Genomic DNA, 22215 nt, shown 5'->3' on the forward strand with positions numbered 1-22215 from the left:
TTCTACCAAGAGCCAACCATGCAGCCCGTAACCCACATCCACTCCCGCACCGCCGTGCTGATCGACGAAAACATCGACACCGACCGCATCATCCCGGCGCGCTTCCTCACCACGACCACGCGCGAAGGGCTGGGCAAGTTGTGCTTCCACGACTGGCGCTACCAGGCCGATGGCAGCGACAACCCGGCGTTTCCGTTGAACCGACCGCAAGCACGCGGCTGCTCGATCCTCGTCGCCGGGCGCAACTTCGGCTGCGGCTCCTCGCGTGAACATGCGCCGTGGGCGCTGCTGGATTACGGCATCCGCGCGGTGCTGTGCAGCGAGATCGCGGACATCTTCCGCGGCAACGCGCTGAAGAACGGTCTGCTGGCGATCGGCATCGACGAACTGGAGCACCGCTGGCTGCTCAAGCACCCCGGCACCGAGCTCAGCATCGACGTGCGCGAACAGTACATCGCGCTTCCCGACGGCGGTCGCATCCCGTTCGCTCTGGAGCCGTTCGCACGCCACTGCCTGCTCAACGGCGTCGACCAGCTTGGCTACCTGCTGCAACACACCGACGCCATCACTCATTACGAACGACAGGAGCAAGCGGCATGAAGGCACGCATCGTCACCCTGCCCGGCGACGGCGTCGGCCCCGAGGTCACTGCTGCCGCCGTGGCCGTATTGAAAACCGTTGCCACGCGCTACGAGCACGTGTTCACGTTTGACGAGCAGCAGATCGGCGGCGCCGCGATCGACGCCACCGGCGAGCCGTTGCCGGCTGCATCACTGGCTGCCTGCAAGCGGGCCGACGCGGTACTGCTCGGAGCCGTCGGCGGACCGAAGTGGTCCGATCCGAACGCACCGGTGCGCCCCGAACAGGGCTTGCTGGCGCTGCGCTCCGCGCTGGGCGTGTACGCCAACCTGCGTCCGCTGCAAGTGCACCCGGCGCTGGCCGATCTGTCGCCGCTGAAGAACGAGAAACTGCAGAACGTCGACGTGCTGTTCGTGCGCGAACTCACCGGCGGCGCCTACTTCGGCGCCAAGACGCGCACAGCCGACACTGCCACCGACGAATGCAAGTACACCGTGGCCGAGATCGAGCGCGTGGTGCGCCGTGCATTCGAACTGGCGCGTGCGCGTCGCCGCCACCTCACCTCGGTGGACAAGGCGAACGTGCTGGAAACCTCGCGGCTGTGGCGCAGCACGGTGCAGCGCCTCGCCACCGACTATCCCGACGTGAAGGTCGAGCATCAGCTGGTGGATTCGATGGCGATGCTGTTGCTGACCCGCCCGAACGCCTACGACGTGGTGGTTACCGAGAACCTGTTCGGCGACATCCTCACCGACGAGGCCGCCGCGCTGGCAGGTTCGCTCGGCCTGCTGCCGTCGGCATCGCTGAGCGATGGCCGGCGCGGGCTGTATGAGCCGATCCACGGCTCGGCGCCGGATATCGCCGGCACCGGCGCAGCCAATCCGGTCGGCGCGATCCTGTCCGCCGCGTTGCTGCTGCGTCATTCGTTGCAACTGGAGACCGAGGCGCTCGCGATCGAAGCCGCCGTCGACCAGGTGCTGCGCGACGGCCCGCGCAGCCGCGACATCGGCGGCACGGCCGGCACCGATGCGGTGGTGGCTGCGGTGCTGGCCGCGCTCGACCGCCATGCCAGCTGCGCCATCGTCTCCGCCGGAGCACGCGCATGCGCATGAACCGGCCCTGCTGCGCGCCACCCTTTCCCAAGCGGATACATGGACGTGTCCGTATTTTCTGCCGCCCCCTGCGTGTTGCCGACACCGCACGGTTTGCGAACGCCGCGATGGCGCCCCTCTCGCGCTCCGTCCAGTCACCCTCCCCGGCACGCAGGGGGCGCTTTTTTCTTGCGCTTCGATCAGCGCCACGGCGAGCACCCGCCCCTCATCCGCCCCTTCGGGGCACCTTCTCCCCACAGGGGCGAAGGGATTTTGTCCTTCGGAGATTTTTTGATGCGTAGCGACATGATCAAGAGCGGCCCCGACCGCGCGCCCGCCCGCGCCATGCTGCGCGCCACCGGCCTCGACGACGAAGCGATCGCGCGACCGCTGGTGGCGGTGGTGCACACCTGGTCGAACGTGAGCCCGTGCAACCTCAACCTGCGCGAGCTGGCGGTCGAGGCGGCGGCTGGCATCCGTGCTGCCGGCGGCACGCCGGTGGAGTTCAACACCATCGCGGTCACCGACGGCATCGCGATGGGCACGCCGGGCATGCGCGCCTCGCTGATCAGCCGCGAAGTGATCACCGATTCGATCGAGCTGGCAGTGGACGGCCACTGCCTCGACGCGATGGTGGTGCTGTGCGGCTGCGACAAGACCATCCCCGCCGCGGCGATGGCGATGGCACGGCTGAACATTCCCGCCGTGGCGCTGTACGGCGGCACGATCGCGCACGGCACCCACGACAGCCATCCGATCACCATCCAGCAGGTATTCGAAGCGGTCGGCGCGCATGGCGCCGGCAAGATCGGCGACGAGGAACTGACTGCGGTGGAGCGCGACGCCTGCCCCGGCGCCGGCGCCTGCGGCGGCCAGTTCACCGCCAACACGATGGCGATGGTGCTGTCCACGCTGGGCTTGTCGCCGATGGGCTTCAACGACATTCCCGCCACCCACCCGGCCAAGGGCGCCGCCGCGTTCCGCTGCGGCGAACTGGTGATGGAATGCCTGCGCGAGAACCGCACGCCGCGCGAACTGATCACGCGCACCTCGATGCGCAACGCCGCGCGCATGGTCGCCGCCACCGCCGGCTCCACCAACGCGGTGCTGCACCTGCTGGCGATCGCGCGCGAAGCCGGTGTCGAATGGTCGCTGGAAGATTTCGAACCCGCTTCGGCACACACGCCGGTGATCGCCGACCTGCTACCCGGCGGGCGCTATACGGCGGTGGAAATGTTCGGCGCCGGCGGCAGCGCGCGGGTGGCGCAAGAGCTGATCGCCGCCGGCATGCTGGAGGACGCACCCACCGTCACCGGCCGCTCGCTGTTCGCCGAAGCCGCTGAAGCACCACGCGCCGAAACGCAGGACGTGGTGCATCCGGTCAACGCGCCGCTGAAGCCGCGCGGCGGCTATTCGATCCTGTACGGCAACCTCGCACCGGAAGGCTGCATTCTCAAGCTTGCCGGCAAGGGCGCCACCCATTTCGAAGGCCGCGCCCGCGTCTACGAAGGCGAGGAACAGGCCTTCGCCGCGGTGCAGGCCGGCGCCATCGGCAAGGGCGACGTCATCGTGATCCGCAACGAAGGCCCGGCCGGCGGCCCCGGCATGCGCGAGATGCTGGGCGTCACCGCCGCGCTGATCGGCCGCGGCCTCGGCGACGACGTGGCGCTGATCACCGACGGCCGTTTCTCCGGTGCCACCCACGGCTTCATGGTCGGCCACATCGCACCGGAAGCCGCGCGCGGCGGTCCGATCGCGCTGCTGCACGAAGGCGACCGCATCGTGATCGACGCCGCCCGCCGCGAGATCGCCACCGACGCCGACCTGGCCGCACGCCGCGCCCACTGGCAACCACCCGCGCCGAAGGTCAGCCGCGGCGCACTGGCCAAGTACGCGCTGCTGGTCGGTTCCGCCTCTGACGGCGCCACCACGCAGATTTCCCCGCCGCACGAAGTGGAGCCCTTCTCCCATCGGGAGAAGGTGGCCCGAAGGGCCGGATGAGGGTTCGGCATCGCCGCGACTTCTCACCATTACCGAACCCTCACCCCAACCCCTCTCCCAAAGGGAGAGGGGCTCAATCAGGAGACACCGCATGAGCCCCCAAACTTCGAACACACTCGCCCAATCCCGCATCGCCGTGCTCGGCTACGGCAGTCAGGGCCGCGCGCACGCGCTGAACCTGCGCGACTCCGGCCTCGACGTCGTGGTCGGCCTGCGCCCGAACGGCCCGACCTGGCACAAGGCGAAAGCCGACGGCTTCAAGGTTGCCGAGCCAGCCGAGGCGGTGAAGGGCGCCGACCTCGTCGCCGTGCTCACCCCCGACATGGTGCAGCCCACGCTGTACAAGGAAGCGATCGAGCCGAACATCAAGCCCGGCGCGGCGCTGCTGTTCGCGCACGGCTTCAACGTGCACTTCAGGCAGATCGAACCGCGCGCCGACATCGACGTGATCCTGGTCGCACCGAAAGGCCCCGGCGCACTGGTGCGCAGCGAGTACGAGCGCGGTCGCGGCGTGCCGTGCATCTGGGCCGTGCACCAGGACGTCAGCGGCCAGGCCGAGGCGAAGACCAAAGGCTACGCCGACGGCATCGGCGGCGGCCGCGCGATGATCATCAAGACCGATTTCAAGGAAGAGACCGAGACCGACCTGTTCGGCGAGCAGGCGGTGCTGTGCGGCGGCGCCAGCGAACTGGTGATCAAGGGTTTCGAAACGCTGGTGGAAGCCGGCTACCAGCCGGAAATCGCCTACTACGAAGTGATGCACGAGCTGAAGCTGATCGTCGACCTGTTCTACGAGGGTGGCCTGGCGAAGATGCTTCAGTTCGTTTCCGAGACCGCGCAGTACGGCGACTACGTCAGCGGTCCGCGGGTTGTCGACGCCGGCGTCAAGGCGCGCATGAAGGAGGTGCTGACCGACATCCAGGACGGTACCTTCGCGCGCAACTGGACGGCCGAATACGCCGCCGGCCTGCCGAACTACAAGAAGCTCAAGCAGGCCGATCTCGACCATCCGATCGAGAAGGTCGGCGCGAAGCTGCGCGCGCAGATGCCGTGGTTGCAGCCGAGCGCAACGAAACCCGCCGTCGAGCCGCTGAAGAAAGTGGGCTGAGAGTTTGTGATTTTTCAAACTCGAAGCCCGGCCAGGGATGGCCGGACGCGGATCGGTCACGTCAGTGATTGATTCGCGTGAGCAGGCCCGGGCATGTACCGGGCCTGCGACGGGAAAATTCCACAGGAAGTGGAATTTTCCACAGGCTCTTAGCCCGATCCGGGCTGTTGGCGTGCATCGCGGCGGCCCATCACATCACTGTCGAAATACACGAGGTTTGCCATGAAACGCTTCCATATCGCCCTGGCCGTTGCCGACCTGGACGCTTCCATCACCGATTACAGCGCACGCCTGGGCCAGCGACCGCAGGCCGTGGTCGCCGGAACCTACGCGATGTGGCGCACCGACCAGCTCAATTTCTCGATCAACCAGCAGCCCGAGCACGCCGGCGAGCTGCGCCACGTCGGCTTCGAGGATGACGATGCGCACGGCTTCACCTGCGAGGCCGACGTCAACGGCATCGCGTGGGAGAACTTCTCCGCCCTGGCGCAGGAGCTGCGCATCATTTCGACCTACGGCGTGCCGGCGCACGAGCCGGTGGCCGAAGAGCTGATCCGCAACTAGAAGCCCGCACGGCTTGCCGATCCACCGTTGCACGAGCCGCCGGCCCATCCGGCGCATCCAGGAAATGCATTGTGACTACAGCACCCCTGACAGCCAGCGCTGCCACTGCCTTCAACGTCGATCAACCGCCGCGCGCGAGCACGCCGTCCAGCGGCGCCGAGGCGATCGTGCAGGTACTCGCCGACGAAGGCGTGGACGTGATGTTCGGCTATTCCGGCGGTGCGATCCTGCCCGTGTACGACGCGGTGTTCCGCTACAACGCCCTGCACCCGCGCGAAGACGGCAGCGAGCCGATGCCGCTGATCGTGCCGGCCAACGAACAGGGCGCGGGGTTCATGGCCGCCGGTTATGCGCGCGCCTCGGGCAAGGTCGGCGTGGCGATCGTCACTTCCGGGCCAGGCGCCACCAACATCGTCACGCCGGTGCGCGATTCGATGGCCGACTCGATTCCGCTGGTGGTGATCTGCGGCCAGGTCGGCACCGCGGCGATCGGCAGCGACGCGTTCCAGGAGGCGCCGGTGAGCAACATCATGGGCGCATGTGCCAAGCACGTATTCCTGGTCACCGATGCATCCCGGCTGGAAGCGACCTTGCGCACCGCGTTCACCCTGGCACGCAGCGGACGTCCCGGTCCGGTGGTGGTCGACGTGCCCAAGGACGTGCAGAACGCCGACGTCGCCTGGCAAGGCAGCGGCGAATTGCTGTTGAGCGGCTACCGGGCGCGCCTGCGCGCGGTGGAGCAATCCAGCCTGAGCGATGCCGACTGTGCCGCGTTCTTCGCCGCGCTCAAGCAGGCACGGCGACCGCTGATCTACGCCGGCGGCGGCGTGATCGCAGCCGGCGCGGCCGGTGCGCTGCGCGCCTTCGTCGACGCGTTCGGCGTGCCGGTGACGACCACCCTGATGGGACTGGGCGCCTTCGACACTACCGACCCGCTGGCCCTGCACATGCTCGGCATGCACGGCACCGCGTACGCAAACTACGCGATCGAGGATTGCGATTTCGTGCTGGCGCTGGGTGCGCGCTTCGACGATCGCGTGGCCGGCGTGCCGGACAGGTTCGCGCCACACGCGAAATTCATCGCGCAGATCGACATCGACCCGGCCGAGATCGGCAAGGTCAAGCCGGTGGATTGGCAGCATGTCGGCCCGCTGGTCCGGGCGCTGGCGCGACTCACCGAATACGGCACGGCGCACGCGATCAAGCCGGCGCTGGCCGGCTGGCATGCCGAAGTGGCCGCGCTCAAGCGCCAGCACGCCATGAACTACGATCGTGCCAGCGCGCTGATCCAGCCTTGCGCCGTGATCGAGGCGATCAACCGCCACACACAGGGGCGTGCCATCGTCAGCACCGGCGTCGGCCAGCACCAGATGTGGGCGGCGCAATACTTCGATTTCCGCGCACCGCGGCAATGGCTCACCTCCGGCTCGATGGGCACGATGGGCTTCGGCCTGCCGGCGGCGATCGGCGCGCAGTTTGCGCAACGTGACAAGCTGGTGATCGACATCGATGGCGATGCCAGCATCCGCATGAACATCGGCGAGCTGGAAACCGTGACCACCTACAACCTGCCGCTGAAAGTGGTGGTGCTGAACAACCTCGGCGACGGCATGGTGCGGCAGTGGCAGAAGCTGTACTTCAAGGGCCGCTTCGCCGCCTCCGACAAGAGCCTGCACAAGAAGGACTTCGTGCTCGCCGCGCAGGCCGATGGCTTCACCTGGGCACGCCGGCTGGAACACACCGAGGACCTGGAATCGACCATTGCCGCCTTCCTCGCCTTCGATGGCCCGGCCTTCCTCGAAGTGATGATCGACCCGGATGCCGGGGTATACCCGATGGTCGGGCCCGGCGCCAGCTACGCGCAGATGATTACCGGCGATTTCATCGCGTCGCGCTCAGCACCCACCGTTCACGAGGACACACCGTCGCACATGTTTTGAGCACTTGATCTGTCCCTTCTCCCTCGGCGACCAAAGGGAGTCCCCTTGCGGGTGAGAAGGTGGCCCGAAGGGCCGGATGAGGGTTCGGGCGAGCCGCGACACCCCGCTCCGCCCCGAACCCTCACCCGCCTGTCGGCACCCTCTCCCGAAGGGAGAGGGGTTCACTAACCGGAGCCCCCGCCATGAAACACACCTTGTCCATCCTGATGCAGAACGAATCCGGCGCCCTGGTGCGCGTGGCCGGGCTGTTCGCCGCGCGCGGCTACAACATCGACACGCTCACCGTGGGTCCCACGCACGATCCGGCGGTATCGCGGCTGATCCTCAGCCTGCAATGCGACGACGACGGCCTCGCCCGGATCGTGCAGCAGACCCGCAAGCTGGTCGACGTGCTGCAGGTCGCCAACCCGACCACGGCACTCGCCGCGTGAATGCGGTCGCGCCACTCGTCGCCGATGATGACGGCGACCTGCTGGCGCAGATCCGCGCCGCGCGCGTCTACGAGGTGGCGCACGAGTCGGCGCTGGACGAGGCCCCGCTGCTCAGCGCCCGGCTTGGCCAGAGCGTGCTGCTCAAGCGCGAGGACCAGCAATCGGTGTTCTCGTTCAAGTTGCGCGGCGCGTACAACCGCATGGTGCAACTGGACCCGGCGCAACGCGCCTGCGGCGTGGTGGCGGCATCGGCCGGCAACCATGCGCAGGGCGTGGCGCTGGCCGCGGCGAAGCTGGGTATCCGCGCCACCATCGTGATGCCGGTGACCGCGCCGCAGGTAAAGGTGGATGCAGTGCGCCGCCTTGGTGGCGCGATGGTCGAGGTAGTGCTGACCGGTGACTCCTACAGTGATGCGCAGGCCGCGGCCGCGCGCTTGCAAGCCGCCAACCACGCCACCTTCGTGCACCCGTTCGACGATCCCGCGGTGATCGCCGGCCAGGGCACGATCGCGCTGGAGATCCTGCGCCAGCATCCCGGCCCGCTGCAGGCGGTGTTCGTGCCGGTCGGCGGCGGCGGCCTGCTTGCCGGCGTCGCCGCCTGCATCAAGGCGCTGCGGCCGCAAGTGCGGGTCATCGGCGTGCAGGCGGCGGACTCGGATGCGATGGCGCGCTCGCTCGAATGCGGCGCGCGCGTCAGCCTGGACGAGGTCGGCCTGTTCGCCGACGGCACCGCCGTGAAGCAGGTCGGCGAACTCACCTTCGCGCTGTGCCGCAAGCATGTCGACGCCATGCTGCGGGTCGATGCCGACGCGATCTGCGCCGCGATCCGCGACATCTACCACGACACCCGCAGCGTGCCCGAGCCATCCGGTGCGCTGGCGCTGGCCGGTCTCAAGCAGTACGTCGCGGCCCACGGTACGGGCGTTGGCGCGCTGGTAGCGATCGTCTCCGGCGCCAACATGAATTTCGACCGCCTGCGCTTCGTCGCCGAACGCGCCGAAGTCGGCGAGCAGCGCGAGGCGGTGTTCGCGGTGACCATCCCCGAGGAACGCGGCAGCTTCCGCCGCTTCTGCGCCACCCTCGGCCAGCACAGCATCACCGAGTTCAACTACCGCATCGGCGACACCCGCGCCGCGCACCTCTTCGTCGGCGTGCAGATCGCCAGCCGTGCCGAACGCGAAGCGCTGGCGGATGCGTTTCGTGCAGAATCCTTCGACGTGCTCGACCTCACCGACGACGAACTGGCCAAGCTGCACCTGCGCCACATGATCGGCGGCCGCTCGCCGCTGGCCCGCGACGAGCTGCTATACCGCTTCGAATTCCCCGAACGCCCGGGCGCCCTGGTGCGCTTCCTCGACCAGCTGCACCCGGACTGGAACGTCAGCCTGTTCCACTACCGCAACCACGGCGCCGACCACGGCCGCATCCTGGTCGGCATCCAGGTGCCACCGGACGAACGCGCGTTGTTCCAACGCTTCCTGGTCAACAGCGGCTACCCGCACATCGACGAGAGCGCGCATCCGGCGTACCGGTTGCTGTTGCGCGAACCGTGAAGGCACATCCCGCCTGAATCTGTTGCCTTTTCGTATCCGGATTACTCGTCGATGTAGTCGCCGGAATTGAGCGTCAACTGTTCTCGCTCGTCTTGAGATAGCCGCTCCCATCTATCCAGTCCCGCGGCTTTGAGCTTGCTCACAGCGGAGGCATTCGAATACAGAGATTCGCCAGCAGCGGTCATGCCCATGACTTTTGTTTCACCGAGCCACGTCTTGAATTTTGGATTATTGATTCCGTATTCGGACGGACCGGCATTTCGAATAGGCCGGAGCTGATACCCGACATAAGCAATGAACCGGGACAACACATAGTAGCGTTTGCCAGCCTGCACATCTGCACTCAAGACATGTACCCCCATGTCATTGGCCATGAACATGTGCTTCCCCGGGTCCACAAGAACAGCCACCTTCCCTTTCGACGGGAGAACATTCAGAAGTTTGGCATTGCCTCCCGTAATATCGTACAGAGGCGTCTCGGCCATGCCGCCAAGCGGCTTGAACGGCTGGAGAAAAATGATCTGGGCCTTGTCCGGCGGAGGAGAATTGATTGTCTGATCGGTAGAAAGCGCGGTGCGTTGTGGTGCAGGCCCGCTTGCGCAACCTGCGAACGTGAAGACGCAAAAAGCAGTAACAGTAAAACCAGAAAGCTTCATCGATCACTCCCCTGAAATATCGTAGAAAACCGCCTCAAGAATCACGTTCCAGCTTGATCGCCGGCGAGTTCAATTCTGAAGCGCACCACCCAAAGCGGTAGAGTTGCGCAGGTGCGATAGCCTGCACGGCTTCACCGCCAAGTGGAACTGCACATGAGCTACGCGCACCTGAGCCAAGACGAACGCTATCAGATTCAGCATCTACATGGGGGGCGAATTCAATTCTGAAGTGCACCACCCCAAGCGGTAGAGCGGCGCAGGTGCGGTAGCCTGCACAGCTTCACCGCCAAGTGGAACTGCACATGAGCTACACACACCTGAGCCAGGACGAACGCTATAAGATTCAGCATCTGCATGGCGGCGGATTTTCAGCTCACGAGATCGGCGTGGAGTTGAAGCGCGCCGGCGACGACGATCAGTCGCGAGCTTCGACGTAACCTGGGTGACACGGCCAAGTATCAAGCGCGCGCCGCCCACCGGCAGAGTGCAAAGCGCCGGCATGCGGCGAGCACGCAGAACGACCTGAGGGTCAGGTCTTGTTTTGACACATTGCAGCCGAGTTTCGAGTTGACAACGATCCGGCAGCCTCCGAATTTGACATGGCATCGAGTCAGGTGGAGTCGAAATCTGCTATCTGAAATTCATCCAGAATGCCCCGCGGTGAGATTCGCTCAGCCCATCCCCCCATTCACCCCGATCACCTGCCCGTTGATATAGGCGGCCGAGTCGCCGCACAGAAACGCCACCAGCGCCGCCACTTCCTCCGGCGTGCCCGCACGCTGGGCCGGCACCACCTCGCGGATACGTTCGGGTGGAAACGCCGCGTCGGCCATGCGTCCTTCGATCACGCCCGGTGCCACCACGTTGACGGTGATGCCGCGCGAGGCCATCTCGCGCGCCAGCGACTTGCTGGCGCCGTGCAGGGCGGCCTTGGCGGCGGCGTAGTTGGTCTGGCCGCGGTTGCCGAGCAGGGCCGCCACCGAGCTGAGCGAGACGATGCGGCCGAAGCGTTGCCGTGACATCGGCAGCAGCAGCGGCTGGGTCACGTTGAAGAAGCCGTGCAGGGACACGTCGATCACCCGATGCCACTGCTCGGCGCTCATGCCGGCCATCGGCGCGTCGTCGTGGATGCCGGCGTTGTTGATCACGGCGTGGATGGGGCCTTCGTCGAGCAAGGCCGCCAGCGCCGCGTGGGTCACCTGCGCATCGCTGACGTCGAAGGCGGTGGCCTGCGCGCTGCCGCCAGCCTCGTGGATCGCGTTCACCACGGCGTCGGCGCGATGCAGGCTGCGGTTGGCGTGCACGATGACGTGGTAGCCGCCGCTGGCCAGCGCCAGGCTGATCGCGCCGCCAAGTTCGCCGCTGCCACCGGTGACCAGCGCGCGTCGAGGAAAAGTTTTGGCTGACATGCGATTGACCTCGGCTCAGACTGGATGGATCACCGCGGCACGCCCGCTGGCGAGCAGCCGGCCGCGGTGTTCGATGCGGAATGCATACTGGGCGCCGCCATCGTCGGCGTAAAGACAATCGGCGTGGACGTCCAGATGGCCGTCCAGTCGATCGACGTATTCCTCGAACAGCTTCACGTCGCGCAGGCTGACCAGGCGCCCCGCGCGCGCGCGCGCGACACCGCGCGCGCGCGCCAGCAGGCCGCCATGCACGGCCATCGCTTGCGCGCCGTACTCGGCCAGGTGCACGGCATGCAGGCCAAGTTCGCCGCGCAACGGGTTGTCGGCGCGCGCATGGCCGGCGCTGATGGCGTGGATCGTGTGCTCGTCCCATGCGCACACGGCATCGAGCAGGCACATCGCGCCCGTGTGCGGAATCATTACGGCCCAGTCAGTCTTAAGGAGCCTGCCGGACCTTGGTTGGCCGGGCTGCGAATCCGTCTGTGTGGTCCATATTCCTGCCGCTTTTTGGTCCATAGAACCACTATGGACCGGCAAATCGTCAGAAATCTGTCCTCCCACAGCCGACTTCTCGCCTCGACCACCAAGGCCCGACAGGCTCCTCGCATGCGGCGCCATCAGGATCGAAAGGCAGAAGTGGAAGGCCACGCCCAGGCTCACGGTGAGCCCGATCGCTCGCAGCACCGGGATGCTGGCCCAGGCCAGCATGCCGAACACCAGCAGCGCGGACAACACGCAGACGATGGTGGCGTGCAGGGTACGTCGCTGTTCGGCCGGGTCGCCGGTATCGCGTTCGAAGAACAGCGCGTAGTGCAGGCCCAAGCCTCCGGCCAGGATCAGCGCCACCAGATGGAACAGCGAGATCTCGATGCCGGCCACGCGCTCCACCGCCAGCACCAGGAAGGTGGCCAGAGTCATCGGCGCCAGCACGTGCCAGGCGCGGCGCAGGCTGCGCAGGGCGATCGTGATGGTCAGCACCAGCAGGATGCTGGCGACCAGCAGCGCCTGCAGGATGCGCGTGCGGTAGGCCGCCACCAATGATTCGGAGGCGGCTTTCAGGTCGAGCAGGCGCACCTTGCCGGCGCTGTTTGCGCCCAGCGCCTGCAGCGCCGCCACGTCGTGCACGCCACTGACGGTACCCAGACCAAGCCAGTGACCGTCGCGCTTCACCAGCATGGCGGCCACGCGCTGGCCGAGCGGTGTCTGTGCGTAACGCTCCGGTGTGAGTGGTGGCAGCTGGCGCGCCGTCTCCACATCATCGATGAACGGCTGGAACAAGTCGGCGCGGAACGGCAATCCTTGCAACGCTTCGTTCAATGCACGTTGCAAGGTGACGCGATCGGGCAACTTCTGTTGGCGTTCGCGCTGCACGGCCACGCTGGGCAGATAGCGCGACGGCAGTTCGACGGCATCGACGGCGTGCTGCGCCACGAGCGCGTCGACTTGCGGCTGCAAGGTTTGCGACAGCGCCAGCACGTCCTGCTCGGTCGACGCCTCGAGCACCAGCAGATAGCGCACGTCCGGCGCGCCGAGCGCTTCGCGCAGGCGCGCGTCGTGCACCAGCATCGCTGGCGGCACCGGGGTCAGCGCGGCCAGGTTGTTTTGCCAGAACGGGCCTGGCGCCAACGCCAGCATCACCACGATCGCCAGCGCCACCAGCAGCGGGATCCAGCGTGGACGCGGTAGCCGGTCTGCCCAGCGACGTGCCCTGATCAGCCAGCCCATGTCCGCCACGTCGCGCACGCGCTGCGGCAACAGATGTGGCAGCAGGTAGCGCGTGCTGAAACCGGCCGCCAGCAGGCCGACGATGGTGAACACCGCCAGCTGCTTCAGACCGTTGACGCCGGAGGCATAGAACGCGAGATAGGCGATGCAGGCCGAGGCGATCGCGGTGAGCAGCAGTGGCCACAGATCGCGCACGCTTTGCACCGCATCCTCGCCCGCGCGGCGATGGCTCAGCACGCGGATCGGATACTCCTGCGCCACGCCGAGCAGGGTGAAGCCGAACGCCAGCGTGATGCCGTGCACTTCGGAAAACGCCACGGTCAGCGCGGCGATGCCGGCCAGCGCGGCGCTGGCGATCGGCAGCGCCGACAGCAGCAGCGAACTGATGCTGCGATACGCCAGCAGCAGCAGCGCGATGAAGCCCACGGTGGAAATGCGCCCGATCCAGTCGGCCTGGTGTCGAGTCTGCGCGCCGATCACGACGCTGAAATAACCCGGCCCGCTCAGCTCGAGCTTCGCTTCCGCACTGCCGGGCAGCGCGTGGAAGGCCTGCTCGATGCCGTCGATGGCGTGTTGTTGCGCGCCCGGATCGAAACCGGCGGCCACCGTCTGCACCAGCAGCAGTGCTTCATGGCGTGGCGTGAACCACACGCCTTCACGCAGTTCGGGCGATTTCGCCGGTGCCCAGCGCTCGGCCAGCTTCAGCATCTCCAGCGTGGGATCGCGCGGCAGCAGGCCTTTCAGCAGGCTCGCCGCGGGCGAGGACAGATCATCCAGCCGCTGCTGCAACTGGTCGCGCAGGTAGGCCTCGTCCAGCGGCTGGGTATCCAGTGTGGGCGACAGCAGGTAGCGATACGGCAGCAGCTGCGGATCGAGCGCGGCAAGATCGAAGTTGCCGTTGAGCACCTGGCTGTAGCGCGGATCATGCTGCAGCGCCTTGACCAGGCCCTGGCTCAAGCCGGCAAGTTGCGCGTCCGGCGCGCCCGAGATGGAAAGCAGCAGCAAACGCGAACCCGGCCCGTCGCCGACCTGCTCCATCAGCAGGCGCTGATCGGGCGTGGTCGGTGCCGGCATGAAGCTGCGCAGGTCGGTGCTGATCTTCAGTCGCTGGCTGACCACCCCGCCGAGCCCGGCCAGCGCCAGCAGCCACACCACCAGCAGCGTGGCACGTGCGCCGCGGCGCATGTCAGGGCTTGCCCCGGCACAGCGCCTGCAAGGCTTCGCGCGTGGGCTCGGCCGGCATCTTCGCCGCCAGCGGACCGAGCAGGTCCACCGCCAGATCGCCATCGGCCTCCTGCATGTGCATGCAGCGCGACTGCCTGCCCACGCCGTCGATGCGGATGCTGGCGACAGTCTTCGCCACGCGCGCATCGCGCGGCACCAGGGTCAGCGTCCATGCGCCGACCGCATCACCGCCTTGCCGGATCTCGAATGCCTGCTGCAGGCGCGCGGCATCGCCGCTGAGCAAGGCCACGAAACTGTCCAGCAGCACCTGCAACTGCGGCGCGCGCTTCAGCGAGAAGTGCCGCGGCGACTTGCCGTCGCGCTGCTGGGTCACTTCGCCGTCGGCGATGGTCGCGGTTTCGTGCTGCGGGTGATCGACGCGCCGCTGCAGCTTGTCGCCGCCGAGCCAGGACAATTGCCCGGATACCACCAGCGGCCGATCCAGCACCTGCAGGAAGCGCGCTTCGGCAAAAGCCGTATGCGCGGGTGCCGGCTGGCCGAGGGCAGCGATCAGCGCTTGCGACGAAGACGATGCAGCCGCCGGCTCAGACGCCGACGCGGTGACCGTCCACCACGGCAGCAGCAGGCTCAGCAGCAGGCATGTCTTGCCAGAAATCATAGAAGTTGAACCAGTTGTAGGGAGCGACGTGGATGTAATGTTCCAGCCGTTGCGCATAACGCGTGATCAGCGCATCCAGCGCCGGCCCCCGATCATGCCGCGGAATCTGCACCCGTTCGCTGAACGGCTCGAACACCAGACGATAGCGGTTGCCGCCCAGATACAGGCCGAAGCACAGCACCACGGGAACCTGCAGCGTATGTGCCAGCAGCCATGGGCTGACCGGGAACGGCGCCGGCGAGCCCAGCAGCTCGGCCCGACGCAGCACTTCATGGCCACGGCCGCGATCGGCCAGCATCGCCACCACCGCACCCTGGTGGCAGGCTTCGGCCATCGCCAGCGCGATGCTGGTGCCATCCTGCGCCGCATCGATCACGCAGGCGCCCACCTCGGGCGCCAGCGCTTCGAGCAACTCGGTCATCGCCGGGGTCTTCTGCTTGTCCAGCACCACCCGCAGCGGCATCGCCGGCCGCCGCGCGCCGATCGCGCGCAAGGCCTCGAAGCTGCCCTGATGCGAACCGAACAGCAGCACGCCGCGACCCAACGCGATGCGTTCGTCCAGCAGATCGAGCCCCTGCGTCTCCAATTCGAACGGCTGCTCGCCGTGCGCCAGCAGGAACACTCGATCGAGTATCGTGGCGGCGAATGCGTGGATGTGTTTCAGTACCTGCCATGGCGTGGCCGGCCGGCCGAACACCCGCTGCAGGTATTGCGCCGACGCCAGTCGCTCCGGCCCACGCCGCAGGTAGAAATACCCGGTGATCGGATACAGGCAAAGCCGCGCCAGCCGACGCCCGCCATGCAGCGCGATCGCGCGGATCAGCCAGATCGCGAAGCGGCCACCACCTTCCGGCCGGCTCTGCCAATGTTCGTGCTCGCTCATGCCGTTCCCTCGACGATGCCGCGCGCCAGCAAGGTGCCTGCGCGCTCTATCCTGAATCCGATCCGCGCCGTATCCGCGCCGACCTGGCTCAACTGCAGCTGCGCCGACTCATCCGGCAGCAGCGGCGCCATGAACTTTGCCTCGATCACCCGGCTCAGCCGCTCGCCGCGCCAGGCGCGCAAGGCCAGCGCCACCTGCTCCAGCATCAGCACGCCGGGCACCAGCGGTCGGCCCGGGAAGTGCCCCGGCAGCGCGGGATGCGCGCCGTCGAAACGGATCGGCTGCGCGTAATCACTCATGGCGCCACCGCGCGGTGGCCGCGCAGCAGCTGCGGCCAGTGCAGCGCCAGTTGCAGCAGCATCTGGTGCAGGCCGGGATGGCTCAGATGACGCAGGCGCCAGCGACGGTAGATATATTCCAGTCCGAACGCGACGCCTAGCAGCACGTAGCAACCCAGGTGCAGCCACGCGGCGGCCCAGCGCTCGGGAACCTGCAGCGGCGGCGTCACGCCGACACGCAACAACAGGCCGCTGTGCGATGCGCACAGCAGCAAAAACGTCAGCAGCAGGGCCTGAGCGGCGAGCAGGAGCGTCCAGAACCAGGTGACCTGACGCGCATAGCGCAGCACGCCAGGTTGGCGCAGCCGCTCCGGCCCCTCGATCGCCACGACGAAACGCGCCACCAGCGGCTCGGCCGTACCCAGGCTGCGCCCGAACCAGCACGCCAGCAGCGCGTTGATCAGGATCGGCACCGCCTCCAGCAGCAGGTCGGCCACGCCATGGCGCGACAACATCCAGATGCCGGCGAGCATGGCCAGCCACGCCAGCCAGGGCAACACGCGATGCGACAGCAGACGCGGCAGCATCACCACGGTCAGCAGCAACACCAGCGCCAGCAACGCGAAAATCTGCCGCTGCGTCACCGCGCCGGCAATCGCCAGCACGGGATAGGCAAGCAGCAACAGCAACGCATAACGCCGCGTGGTCGCTGCGTGGTTGGGCATGGCCTGGTTCACGCCGGAATCCACCTGGGCTTGACCGCAGGCGGCAGCTTGCCACCGATCGCGCAACATGGCGTGACGAAGACGAAAAGAGTACGCCAGCGAACCGTCGGCCTCAGCCGGCGCGGCTCTGCTCGACGTGGGCGGACAGGTTGCGCAGGCTGGCGAAGATCTGCCGGTTTTCCGGATTGTCCGAACGCAGCTGGAAGCCGTAACGCTTGGAGACCGCCAGGGCGATTTCCAGCGCGTCGATCGAATCCAGTCCCAGCTCGCCGCCGAACAGCGGGGCGTCGGGGTCGATCTGCGTCGGATCGACGCTGTCGAGATTCAGGCATTCCACGACCAGGGTGGCCAATTCGTGCTGCGCCGCAGTCTGTTCCGCCATGCTCGATTCCGTACGTCAAGTGCATTGCCTCCCCCCGGTGGCAGTGGCGCCGGAGTGTAACATAGCGCCCTTGTCGGTCCCGGTTGTCGAGCATGGTTCAGGGATGTGAAACCCCTCAGATTGAAGCGCAGGTGCGGCGGGCACCGCGCGTGTCCTATCGCATGGCGCAGGCGGCGACGGTGCTGGACGAACCCGGAACTCTCGCCGTGTTCGGCTTCTCGAGCTCCGCTCCCGCCAGCGCCGATCCGCGTTATCTGGAAGTCGCACTGGACAGCTTCGATGCCCCGGCGCCGCTGGAGCTGTGGCAGGTCGACGCGCCGGTGGAATGCGGCGTCGAGGGCGCGCTGCGCTGGTCGGCCGGCGGCGGCTGGCTGTTCGCCGCGATCGAACTGGACGAGCTCGCGCATGGCGGCGCCTGCGCCACCGCGAAGCTGGCCTACGAGTTGCTGCATCGCTTCGTCGACGCGCGCGGCGCCCAGCATGTGCTGCGGGTGTGGAACTATCTTGGCGCGATCAACGAAGGCGAAGGCGACGCGGAACGCTACAAGCGCTTCTGCGAGGGTCGTGCCGCCGGCATGGGCAACTTCTTCGCCGAGGGTTTCCCGGCCGCCACCGCGATCGGCCACCGCGACACGGCGCAGCGGCTGCAGGTCTACCTGCTGGCCTGCGATCGCTCCGGCAGCCGGGTGGAGAACCCGCGCCAGGTCAGCGCCTGGCGCTACCCCCGCCAGTACGGTCGCACGGCGCCCAGCTTCGCCCGCGCGATGATCCTGCCGGCCTGCGACGCGCTGGCAATCTCCGGCACCGCGGCGGTGGTCGGCCACGCCTCGGCGCATCAGGACGATCTGGACGCCCAACTGGAGGAGACCCTGACCAACCTCGAGGCGCTGCTGGCCAGCGCCGGCATGGCCGCCGGCTTCGATACCCGCTCGCCACTGAAAACCTACGTACGCCACGCTGCCGACGCCCCGCGCGTGCGCGCGTTCCTGCAGCACCGCCTGCCCGGCGTGCCGGTGCTGCTGCTGCACGGCGACATCTGCCGCAGCGAGCTGCTGGTGGAGATCGATGGTTGGCGCTACGCCTGATACAGAGGCGGCCGAGCGACGCTGCGAATGGCACTTCATCAAGCCTGGTTTGCCGAGGTTCGTCAGCCTCGGTGTCTTTGCCCACGCTTCCCGCGACCCCTCCATCCCGCTCATGACCATCATTTGACCCGCGCTGCCGAATCGCCCGCTCTATACTCGCCGCAGCATCGGGGCAGGGGGCGGCAGTGGAAGGGTTCTTCGCTCGACTGAGAGAACGCAAGTTGGTGCAATGGGCACTGGCCTATGCAGCCGGGGCATTTGCGTTGCTGCAGGGGCTCGACATCATCGCGCAGCAATTCGGTTGGCCGGATGGCATCCGACGCGGCATTACGCTGGCACTGGTGGTCGGATTCTTTGTCGTGCTGGTGCTCGCCTGGTATCACGGCGAACGTGGCGTGCAGAAGGTCACCGGAACCGAGTTGCTGATTCTGGCGTTGTTGCTGGCGATCGGCGGTGGAGCGCTCTGGCGCTATGCGCAAGCGCCTTTATCCGTTCCGGTTTCAGTTGCCGCCGTCGCGACCGCGCAAGCCGTGCCAGTCCCAACCGCAGCCGCAATGTCGATCCCGGCCAAATCCATCGCCGTGCTGCCGTTCGAGAATCTGAGTGGGGACAAGGACAACGCCTATTTCGCCGACGGCATGCAGGATCTGATCCTGACCAAGCTCGCGGACATCGGCGATCTGAAAGTCATCTCGCGCACCTCCACGATGCAGTACGGCAGCCATCCGCAAAACCTGAAAGCCATCGCGCAGCAGTTGGGCGTAGCGACGATTCTCGAAGGCAGCGTGCAGAAGGCGGGCAGCCAGGTGCTGATCAACGTGCAGTTGATCGACGCGCGTAGCGACAATCATTTGTGGGCCGAGAGTTATCAACGCACACTGGACAACATCTTCGGCGTCGAGGGTGAAGTCGCGCAGAAAGTCGCCGATGCGCTGGATGCCAAACTCTCGCCGGCCGAGGTGCAGGCCATCGCAAAGGTGCCCACCCACAACAAGGCCGCCCTCGACGCCTTCCTGAAGGCCGATTATTACCTGGGTGATTCCAACCGTACCTACGACAAGCAGGAGCTCGAGCATGCCGCCGCGCTGGCCGACCAAGCCACGCAACTCGACCCCGATTTCGGCGATGCCTGGGATCTGCTGTCACTGGCGTACCTGAAATATGACGACTATGGCGACCGTAGCCGTATCCCGCAGGCAGAAGCCGCCGCGCGCCATGCGCTGGCGCTGAATCCGAACGATGCCCACGCGCATGGAACTCTCGGTTTGGTGCTGGGCATCAATGGCGACACCGCCGCAGCCATCGAGCAAGGCCAGGAAGCCGTACGGCTGCATCCCGGCGTTGGGGAACTTGCGGGTCTTGGAAATTCTTACGGCGGCGCCGGCCGTTTCGCCGAGGCGGTGACCACCTATCAGCGCGCCATCCGGCTTGCGCCGAAGAGCAACGGCGCGCTCGGTTTCCTGGACAACAATCTCGCCGATTACTACATCGCGCAGCGCCACTATGCCGAGGCGCGGGATACCTTGCAGGGTGCAGCGTCGCGCGACCCGGCGAACGTGTCCGTGGCGACCAACTTGGCAAGCACATGGCAGTTGGGTTGGGGTGATCTGGCGGCCGCGCGCGAAGTGCTGCAGGCGGCGCCGACGCCAGTCGCGTCATCCGGGATACTTTCGGATGCGTGGTATTGGCAGGATCTTTACCAACGCGATTACGCGGCGGCGCTGGCTGTCATTGTCAGGGCGCCGGCCGCATGGTTCGCCAACCGGTATTACCCACACGCGCTGTATCAGGCGCAGGCGTATCAGGCACAAGGCGACACTGCGAAAGCGCGCACGGCCTTTGCGACAGCACGCACACAACTCGAAGCCTGGATCAAGGCCACGCCGGACAATGCGGTCCTGCATACCCATCTTGCCCTCGTGCTGGCCGGTCTGGGCGAGAACGATCATGCCATCCACGAGGCGCAACGCGCGGTTGCACTGCAACCCGTCACGAAAGATGCACTCGACGGGCCACAACAACTGGCTGCTCTCGCGGAGGTTAATGCCCGCATCGGCAACTCGGCTGCGGCCATCAAGCTGTTGAACCAACTCTTGGCGATGCCAGCCGGTGGCGTGATCTCGGTGCCGCTGCTCAAGCTCGACCCCGCCTGGGATCCGATCCGCCACGACCCACGCTTCCAGGCGCTGCTGAAGAAATACGCCAGCGCCACGCCGTCGGCTTCCGGCACCCTCATTGAACAAGGAACAACACCATGAACACGCGGCTCCGGTGTGGCGTTCTGATGTCGGTCGCGATCGTTGCGATGGCGCTCGCGCCGATGGCGTGGGCGGAACGGGGCACGACGCCGCAGACCATCGCGGGGCTGGGAACGGTGACATTCCCAACCTCCGCAGAATCGGATGCCGCGCAGACCGCGTTTGCGCGCGGCCTGCTGTTGCTGCATCTGTTCGAGTACCCGGACGCGGACGCGGCGTTCCAGCAGGCCGAGAAACTCGATCCCGGTTTCGCCATGGCCTACTGGGGCGAGGCGATGACCTACAACCATCCGGTGTGGAACGAACTCGATCTGGCCGCCGGCCGTGCCACGCTGCGCAAACTCGGCACCACGGAAGCGGCGCGCGAAGCCCGCGCACCGAGCGCGCGCGAGGAAGCCTATCTCGCTACGGTGAACATTCTGTATTTCGGCGCAGGCGACAAGCGGCAACGCGATACGCGCTACTGCGATGCGATGCGGCGACTGGCCGCGGCGTATCCACACGACAACAACGTGCAGTTGTTTTATGCACTCGCCCTGCTCGGTCGCGGCGAAGGCGTGCGCGACGTACCGACGTACCTGCGCGCGGCCGCGATTGCCAGGCACATTTTCAAGCTCAATCCGCAGAATCCGGGCGCGGCGCATTACTGGATCCATGGCATGGACGACCCGCAGCACGCCGCCGGTGCGCTGGTGGCGGCGCGCGCACTGTCGAAGATCGCGCCGGACGCAGGTCATGCCCAGCACATGACCTCGCATATCTTCATGGCACTGGGCATGTGGGACGACGTGGTCACGGCCAACGAAAACGCGACGCGCGTGATGTACGCGCACGAGAAGGCGGCAGGCAAACCGCAGGTGCGTTGTTTCCATTACGACGAATGGCTGGAATACGCCTATTTCCAGCAGGGACGCCAGCACGATGCGGAGAACCTGCTGCAAGCGTGCCGGCGCACCGGTACCGCGGCGTTGCGCGGGATGGACAAGAAGCAGGCCGCGATGTTCCGCGATCAGTTCCAATGGTCGCTGATGCAGATGCGCGCGACGGCGGTGGTGGAGTTGCATGATTGGAATGGCGCTGCGGCGCAGATGCGAATCGACACATCGACGCTTGGCGGCGAGGCGGGGTGGAATGACTTCGCCATCGGCTATGCCGCTGCGGAACGTGGCGATGCGGCGTTGGCGAAAACCTCGCTGGCTGCCCTGGACAAGCTGGCCGCGACGACCCAGCCGCCGAATCCCGATGACCCACAGCAAACCGGTTACCTGAAGATCCTGCGCGACGATCTCGACGGATTACTCGCGAGCAAGCGCAGCGATGACGCGCATGCGCTGGACCTCGTGCGTGCCGCCGCGAAGCGTTACGACCATATGGCCTTCGACTTCGGACCGCCGGCGCCGGTCAAGCCGCCGCACGAACTGCTCGGCGAATTGCTGCTCGCGGCGGGCAAACCGGCGGCTGCCTGCACCGAATTCGAGACGGCGCTCAAGAAAGCGCCCAACCGGACGCAGTCATTGCTGGGGCTGGCGCGGGCGCAAGCCGCGAGCCACGACACCGCGGCTGCCGCCGCCACCTACCAGCGGCTCGTGAAAATCTGGCACGTCGCCGATGCGGGCTTACCGGGACTGGATGAAGCGCGGCGTTATCTGGGCAGACGATCGCGTGGCTGAGTTCCTGCAACGGCTGAAGCAGCGCAAGCTGGTG

General features: G+C 66.7%; 20 protein-coding genes and 1 pseudogene. 12 read left to right on the top strand and 9 right to left on the bottom strand.

The window, feature by feature from the left end; genetic code table 11:
• Positions 1–18: 18 nt before the first annotated feature.
• The 8 genes from leuD to ilvA all read left to right on the top strand — a co-directional run bounded on the left by leuD (position 19) and on the right by ilvA (position 9267).
• On the top strand, positions 19–600 hold the full coding sequence (leuD, locus tag B0E47_RS04280; protein ID WP_077512768.1) for a 3-isopropylmalate dehydratase small subunit: 582 nt from the start codon (positions 19–21) through the stop codon (positions 598–600).
• Positions 597–1691 (top strand): 3-isopropylmalate dehydrogenase, encoded by a 1095-nt coding sequence (gene leuB, locus B0E47_RS04285; protein ID WP_077512769.1) that lies wholly within the window; start codon positions 597–599, stop codon positions 1689–1691. The genes leuD and leuB overlap by 4 nt, the downstream gene beginning before the upstream one ends.
• 273 nt (positions 1692–1964) lie before the next feature.
• A complete protein-coding gene (locus B0E47_RS04290; protein WP_077512770.1) occupies positions 1965–3671 on the top strand; it encodes a dihydroxy-acid dehydratase in 1707 nt (568 codons plus the stop codon).
• Between the two features lie 91 nt (positions 3672–3762).
• Positions 3763–4779: a ketol-acid reductoisomerase gene (gene ilvC / locus B0E47_RS04295; RefSeq protein ID WP_077512771.1), complete on the top strand. Its 1017-nt coding sequence runs from the start codon at positions 3763–3765 to the stop codon at positions 4777–4779.
• A gap of 222 nt (positions 4780–5001) precedes the next feature.
• Positions 5002–5343: a hypothetical protein gene (locus tag B0E47_RS04300; RefSeq protein WP_077512772.1), complete on the top strand. Its 342-nt coding sequence runs from the start codon at positions 5002–5004 to the stop codon at positions 5341–5343.
• A gap of 71 nt (positions 5344–5414) precedes the next feature.
• Entirely contained in the window at positions 5415–7283 is a 1869-nt protein-coding gene (gene ilvB, locus B0E47_RS04305; RefSeq protein WP_256363530.1) for a biosynthetic-type acetolactate synthase large subunit, read from the top strand.
• A gap of 182 nt (positions 7284–7465) precedes the next feature.
• The gene (ilvN, locus tag B0E47_RS04310; protein ID WP_077512773.1) at positions 7466–7714 is read left to right on the top strand and encodes an acetolactate synthase small subunit; all 249 of its coding nucleotides are present in this window, start codon (positions 7466–7468) and stop codon (positions 7712–7714) included.
• Positions 7711–9267 (top strand): threonine ammonia-lyase, biosynthetic, encoded by a 1557-nt coding sequence (gene ilvA / locus B0E47_RS04315; RefSeq protein ID WP_077512774.1) that lies wholly within the window; start codon positions 7711–7713, stop codon positions 9265–9267. Before ilvN ends, ilvA begins: the two co-directional genes overlap by 4 nt.
• A gap of 41 nt (positions 9268–9308) precedes the next feature.
• Here the strand turns inward: ilvA and B0E47_RS04320 are convergent, their stop codons facing one another.
• Positions 9309–9923, bottom strand: coding sequence for a hypothetical protein (locus tag B0E47_RS04320; RefSeq protein ID WP_139351326.1), 615 nt, complete (start codon positions 9921–9923; stop codon positions 9309–9311).
• Between the two features lie 302 nt (positions 9924–10225).
• Here B0E47_RS04320 and B0E47_RS17325 point away from each other — a divergent pair, with 302 nt between their 5' ends.
• Positions 10226–10360: a helix-turn-helix domain-containing protein gene (locus tag B0E47_RS17325; protein ID WP_256363531.1), complete on the top strand. Its 135-nt coding sequence runs from the start codon at positions 10226–10228 to the stop codon at positions 10358–10360.
• A 234-nt stretch (positions 10361–10594) separates the two neighbouring features.
• Here the strand turns inward: B0E47_RS17325 and fabG are convergent, their stop codons facing one another.
• The 8 genes and pseudogenes from fabG to B0E47_RS04360 form a co-directional block, all read right to left on the bottom strand.
• Entirely contained in the window at positions 10595–11332 is a 738-nt protein-coding gene (gene fabG, locus B0E47_RS04330) for a 3-oxoacyl-ACP reductase FabG (protein ID WP_077512776.1), read from the bottom strand.
• A gap of 15 nt (positions 11333–11347) precedes the next feature.
• The gene (locus tag B0E47_RS16980) at positions 11348–11752 is read right to left on the bottom strand and encodes a phosphotransferase (RefSeq protein ID WP_168171006.1); all 405 of its coding nucleotides are present in this window, start codon (positions 11750–11752) and stop codon (positions 11348–11350) included.
• Between the two features lie 183 nt (positions 11753–11935).
• Positions 11936–14242, bottom strand: a pseudogene (locus B0E47_RS04335) (MMPL family transporter); the annotation flags it as partial.
• Between the two features lies 1 nt (position 14243).
• Positions 14244–14900, bottom strand: coding sequence for a LolA-related protein (locus B0E47_RS04340; protein ID WP_077512777.1), 657 nt, complete (start codon positions 14898–14900; stop codon positions 14244–14246).
• A complete protein-coding gene (locus tag B0E47_RS04345) occupies positions 14827–15783 on the bottom strand; it encodes an acyltransferase (protein WP_077512778.1) in 957 nt (318 codons plus the stop codon). The genes B0E47_RS04340 and B0E47_RS04345 overlap by 74 nt, the downstream gene beginning before the upstream one ends.
• On the bottom strand, positions 15780–16082 hold the full coding sequence (locus B0E47_RS04350) for a hydroxymyristoyl-ACP dehydratase (RefSeq protein ID WP_077512779.1): 303 nt from the start codon (positions 16080–16082) through the stop codon (positions 15780–15782). Before B0E47_RS04350 ends, B0E47_RS04345 begins: the two co-directional genes overlap by 4 nt.
• The gene (locus B0E47_RS04355; RefSeq protein ID WP_254422802.1) at positions 16079–16798 is read right to left on the bottom strand and encodes a xanthomonadin biosynthesis protein; all 720 of its coding nucleotides are present in this window, start codon (positions 16796–16798) and stop codon (positions 16079–16081) included. The genes B0E47_RS04350 and B0E47_RS04355 overlap by 4 nt, the downstream gene beginning before the upstream one ends.
• 100 nt (positions 16799–16898) lie before the next feature.
• Positions 16899–17168, bottom strand: a complete 270-nt coding sequence (locus tag B0E47_RS04360; protein ID WP_077512780.1) for a phosphopantetheine-binding protein — start codon at positions 17166–17168, stop codon at positions 16899–16901.
• Between the two features lie 92 nt (positions 17169–17260).
• Between B0E47_RS04360 and B0E47_RS04365 the strand changes: the two genes are divergently transcribed.
• From B0E47_RS04365 to B0E47_RS04375, 3 genes are all read left to right on the top strand, one after another.
• On the top strand, positions 17261–18253 hold the full coding sequence (locus tag B0E47_RS04365) for a pteridine-dependent deoxygenase (RefSeq protein ID WP_077512781.1): 993 nt from the start codon (positions 17261–17263) through the stop codon (positions 18251–18253).
• A 434-nt stretch (positions 18254–18687) separates the two neighbouring features.
• Entirely contained in the window at positions 18688–20511 is a 1824-nt protein-coding gene (locus B0E47_RS04370) for a tetratricopeptide repeat protein (protein ID WP_139351327.1), read from the top strand.
• On the top strand, positions 20508–22181 hold the full coding sequence (locus tag B0E47_RS04375) for a hypothetical protein (RefSeq protein WP_139351328.1): 1674 nt from the start codon (positions 20508–20510) through the stop codon (positions 22179–22181). Before B0E47_RS04370 ends, B0E47_RS04375 begins: the two co-directional genes overlap by 4 nt.
• The last annotated feature ends 34 nt before the right edge of the window (positions 22182–22215 follow it).

This window comes from Rhodanobacter sp. B05 (genome assembly GCF_002001085.1).
In the GTDB taxonomy this organism is placed as follows: domain Bacteria; phylum Pseudomonadota; class Gammaproteobacteria; order Xanthomonadales; family Rhodanobacteraceae; genus Rhodanobacter.

Bases quoted from the DNA above. Each gene is read 5' to 3' on its own strand.
- B0E47_RS04350 (WP_077512779.1), bottom strand. From the start codon at position 16,082: ATGAGTGATTACGCGCAGCCGATCCGTTTCGACGGCGCGCATCCCGCG.
- ilvC (WP_077512771.1), top strand. From the start codon at position 3,763: ATGAGCCCCCAAACTTCGAACACACTCGCCCAATCCCGCATCGCCGTG.
- B0E47_RS04365 (WP_077512781.1), top strand. From the start codon at position 17,261: ATGGTTCAGGGATGTGAAACCCCTCAGATTGAAGCGCAGGTGCGGCGG.
- B0E47_RS04320 (WP_139351326.1), bottom strand. From the start codon at position 9,923: ATGAAGCTTTCTGGTTTTACTGTTACTGCTTTTTGCGTCTTCACGTTC.
- B0E47_RS04345 (WP_077512778.1), bottom strand. From the start codon at position 15,783: ATGAGCGAGCACGAACATTGGCAGAGCCGGCCGGAAGGTGGTGGCCGC.
- ilvN (WP_077512773.1), top strand. From the start codon at position 7,466: ATGAAACACACCTTGTCCATCCTGATGCAGAACGAATCCGGCGCCCTG.
- B0E47_RS16980 (WP_168171006.1), bottom strand. From the start codon at position 11,752: ATGATTCCGCACACGGGCGCGATGTGCCTGCTCGATGCCGTGTGCGCA.
- leuB (WP_077512769.1), top strand. From the start codon at position 597: ATGAAGGCACGCATCGTCACCCTGCCCGGCGACGGCGTCGGCCCCGAG.
- B0E47_RS04375 (WP_139351328.1), top strand. From the start codon at position 20,508: ATGAACACGCGGCTCCGGTGTGGCGTTCTGATGTCGGTCGCGATCGTT.
- B0E47_RS04300 (WP_077512772.1), top strand. From the start codon at position 5,002: ATGAAACGCTTCCATATCGCCCTGGCCGTTGCCGACCTGGACGCTTCC.
- B0E47_RS04340 (WP_077512777.1), bottom strand. From the start codon at position 14,900: ATGATTTCTGGCAAGACATGCCTGCTGCTGAGCCTGCTGCTGCCGTGG.
- fabG (WP_077512776.1), bottom strand. From the start codon at position 11,332: ATGTCAGCCAAAACTTTTCCTCGACGCGCGCTGGTCACCGGTGGCAGC.
- B0E47_RS04290 (WP_077512770.1), top strand. From the start codon at position 1,965: ATGCGTAGCGACATGATCAAGAGCGGCCCCGACCGCGCGCCCGCCCGC.
- B0E47_RS04360 (WP_077512780.1), bottom strand. From the start codon at position 17,168: ATGGCGGAACAGACTGCGGCGCAGCACGAATTGGCCACCCTGGTCGTG.
- B0E47_RS17325 (WP_256363531.1), top strand. From the start codon at position 10,226: ATGAGCTACACACACCTGAGCCAGGACGAACGCTATAAGATTCAGCAT.
- leuD (WP_077512768.1), top strand. From the start codon at position 19: ATGCAGCCCGTAACCCACATCCACTCCCGCACCGCCGTGCTGATCGAC.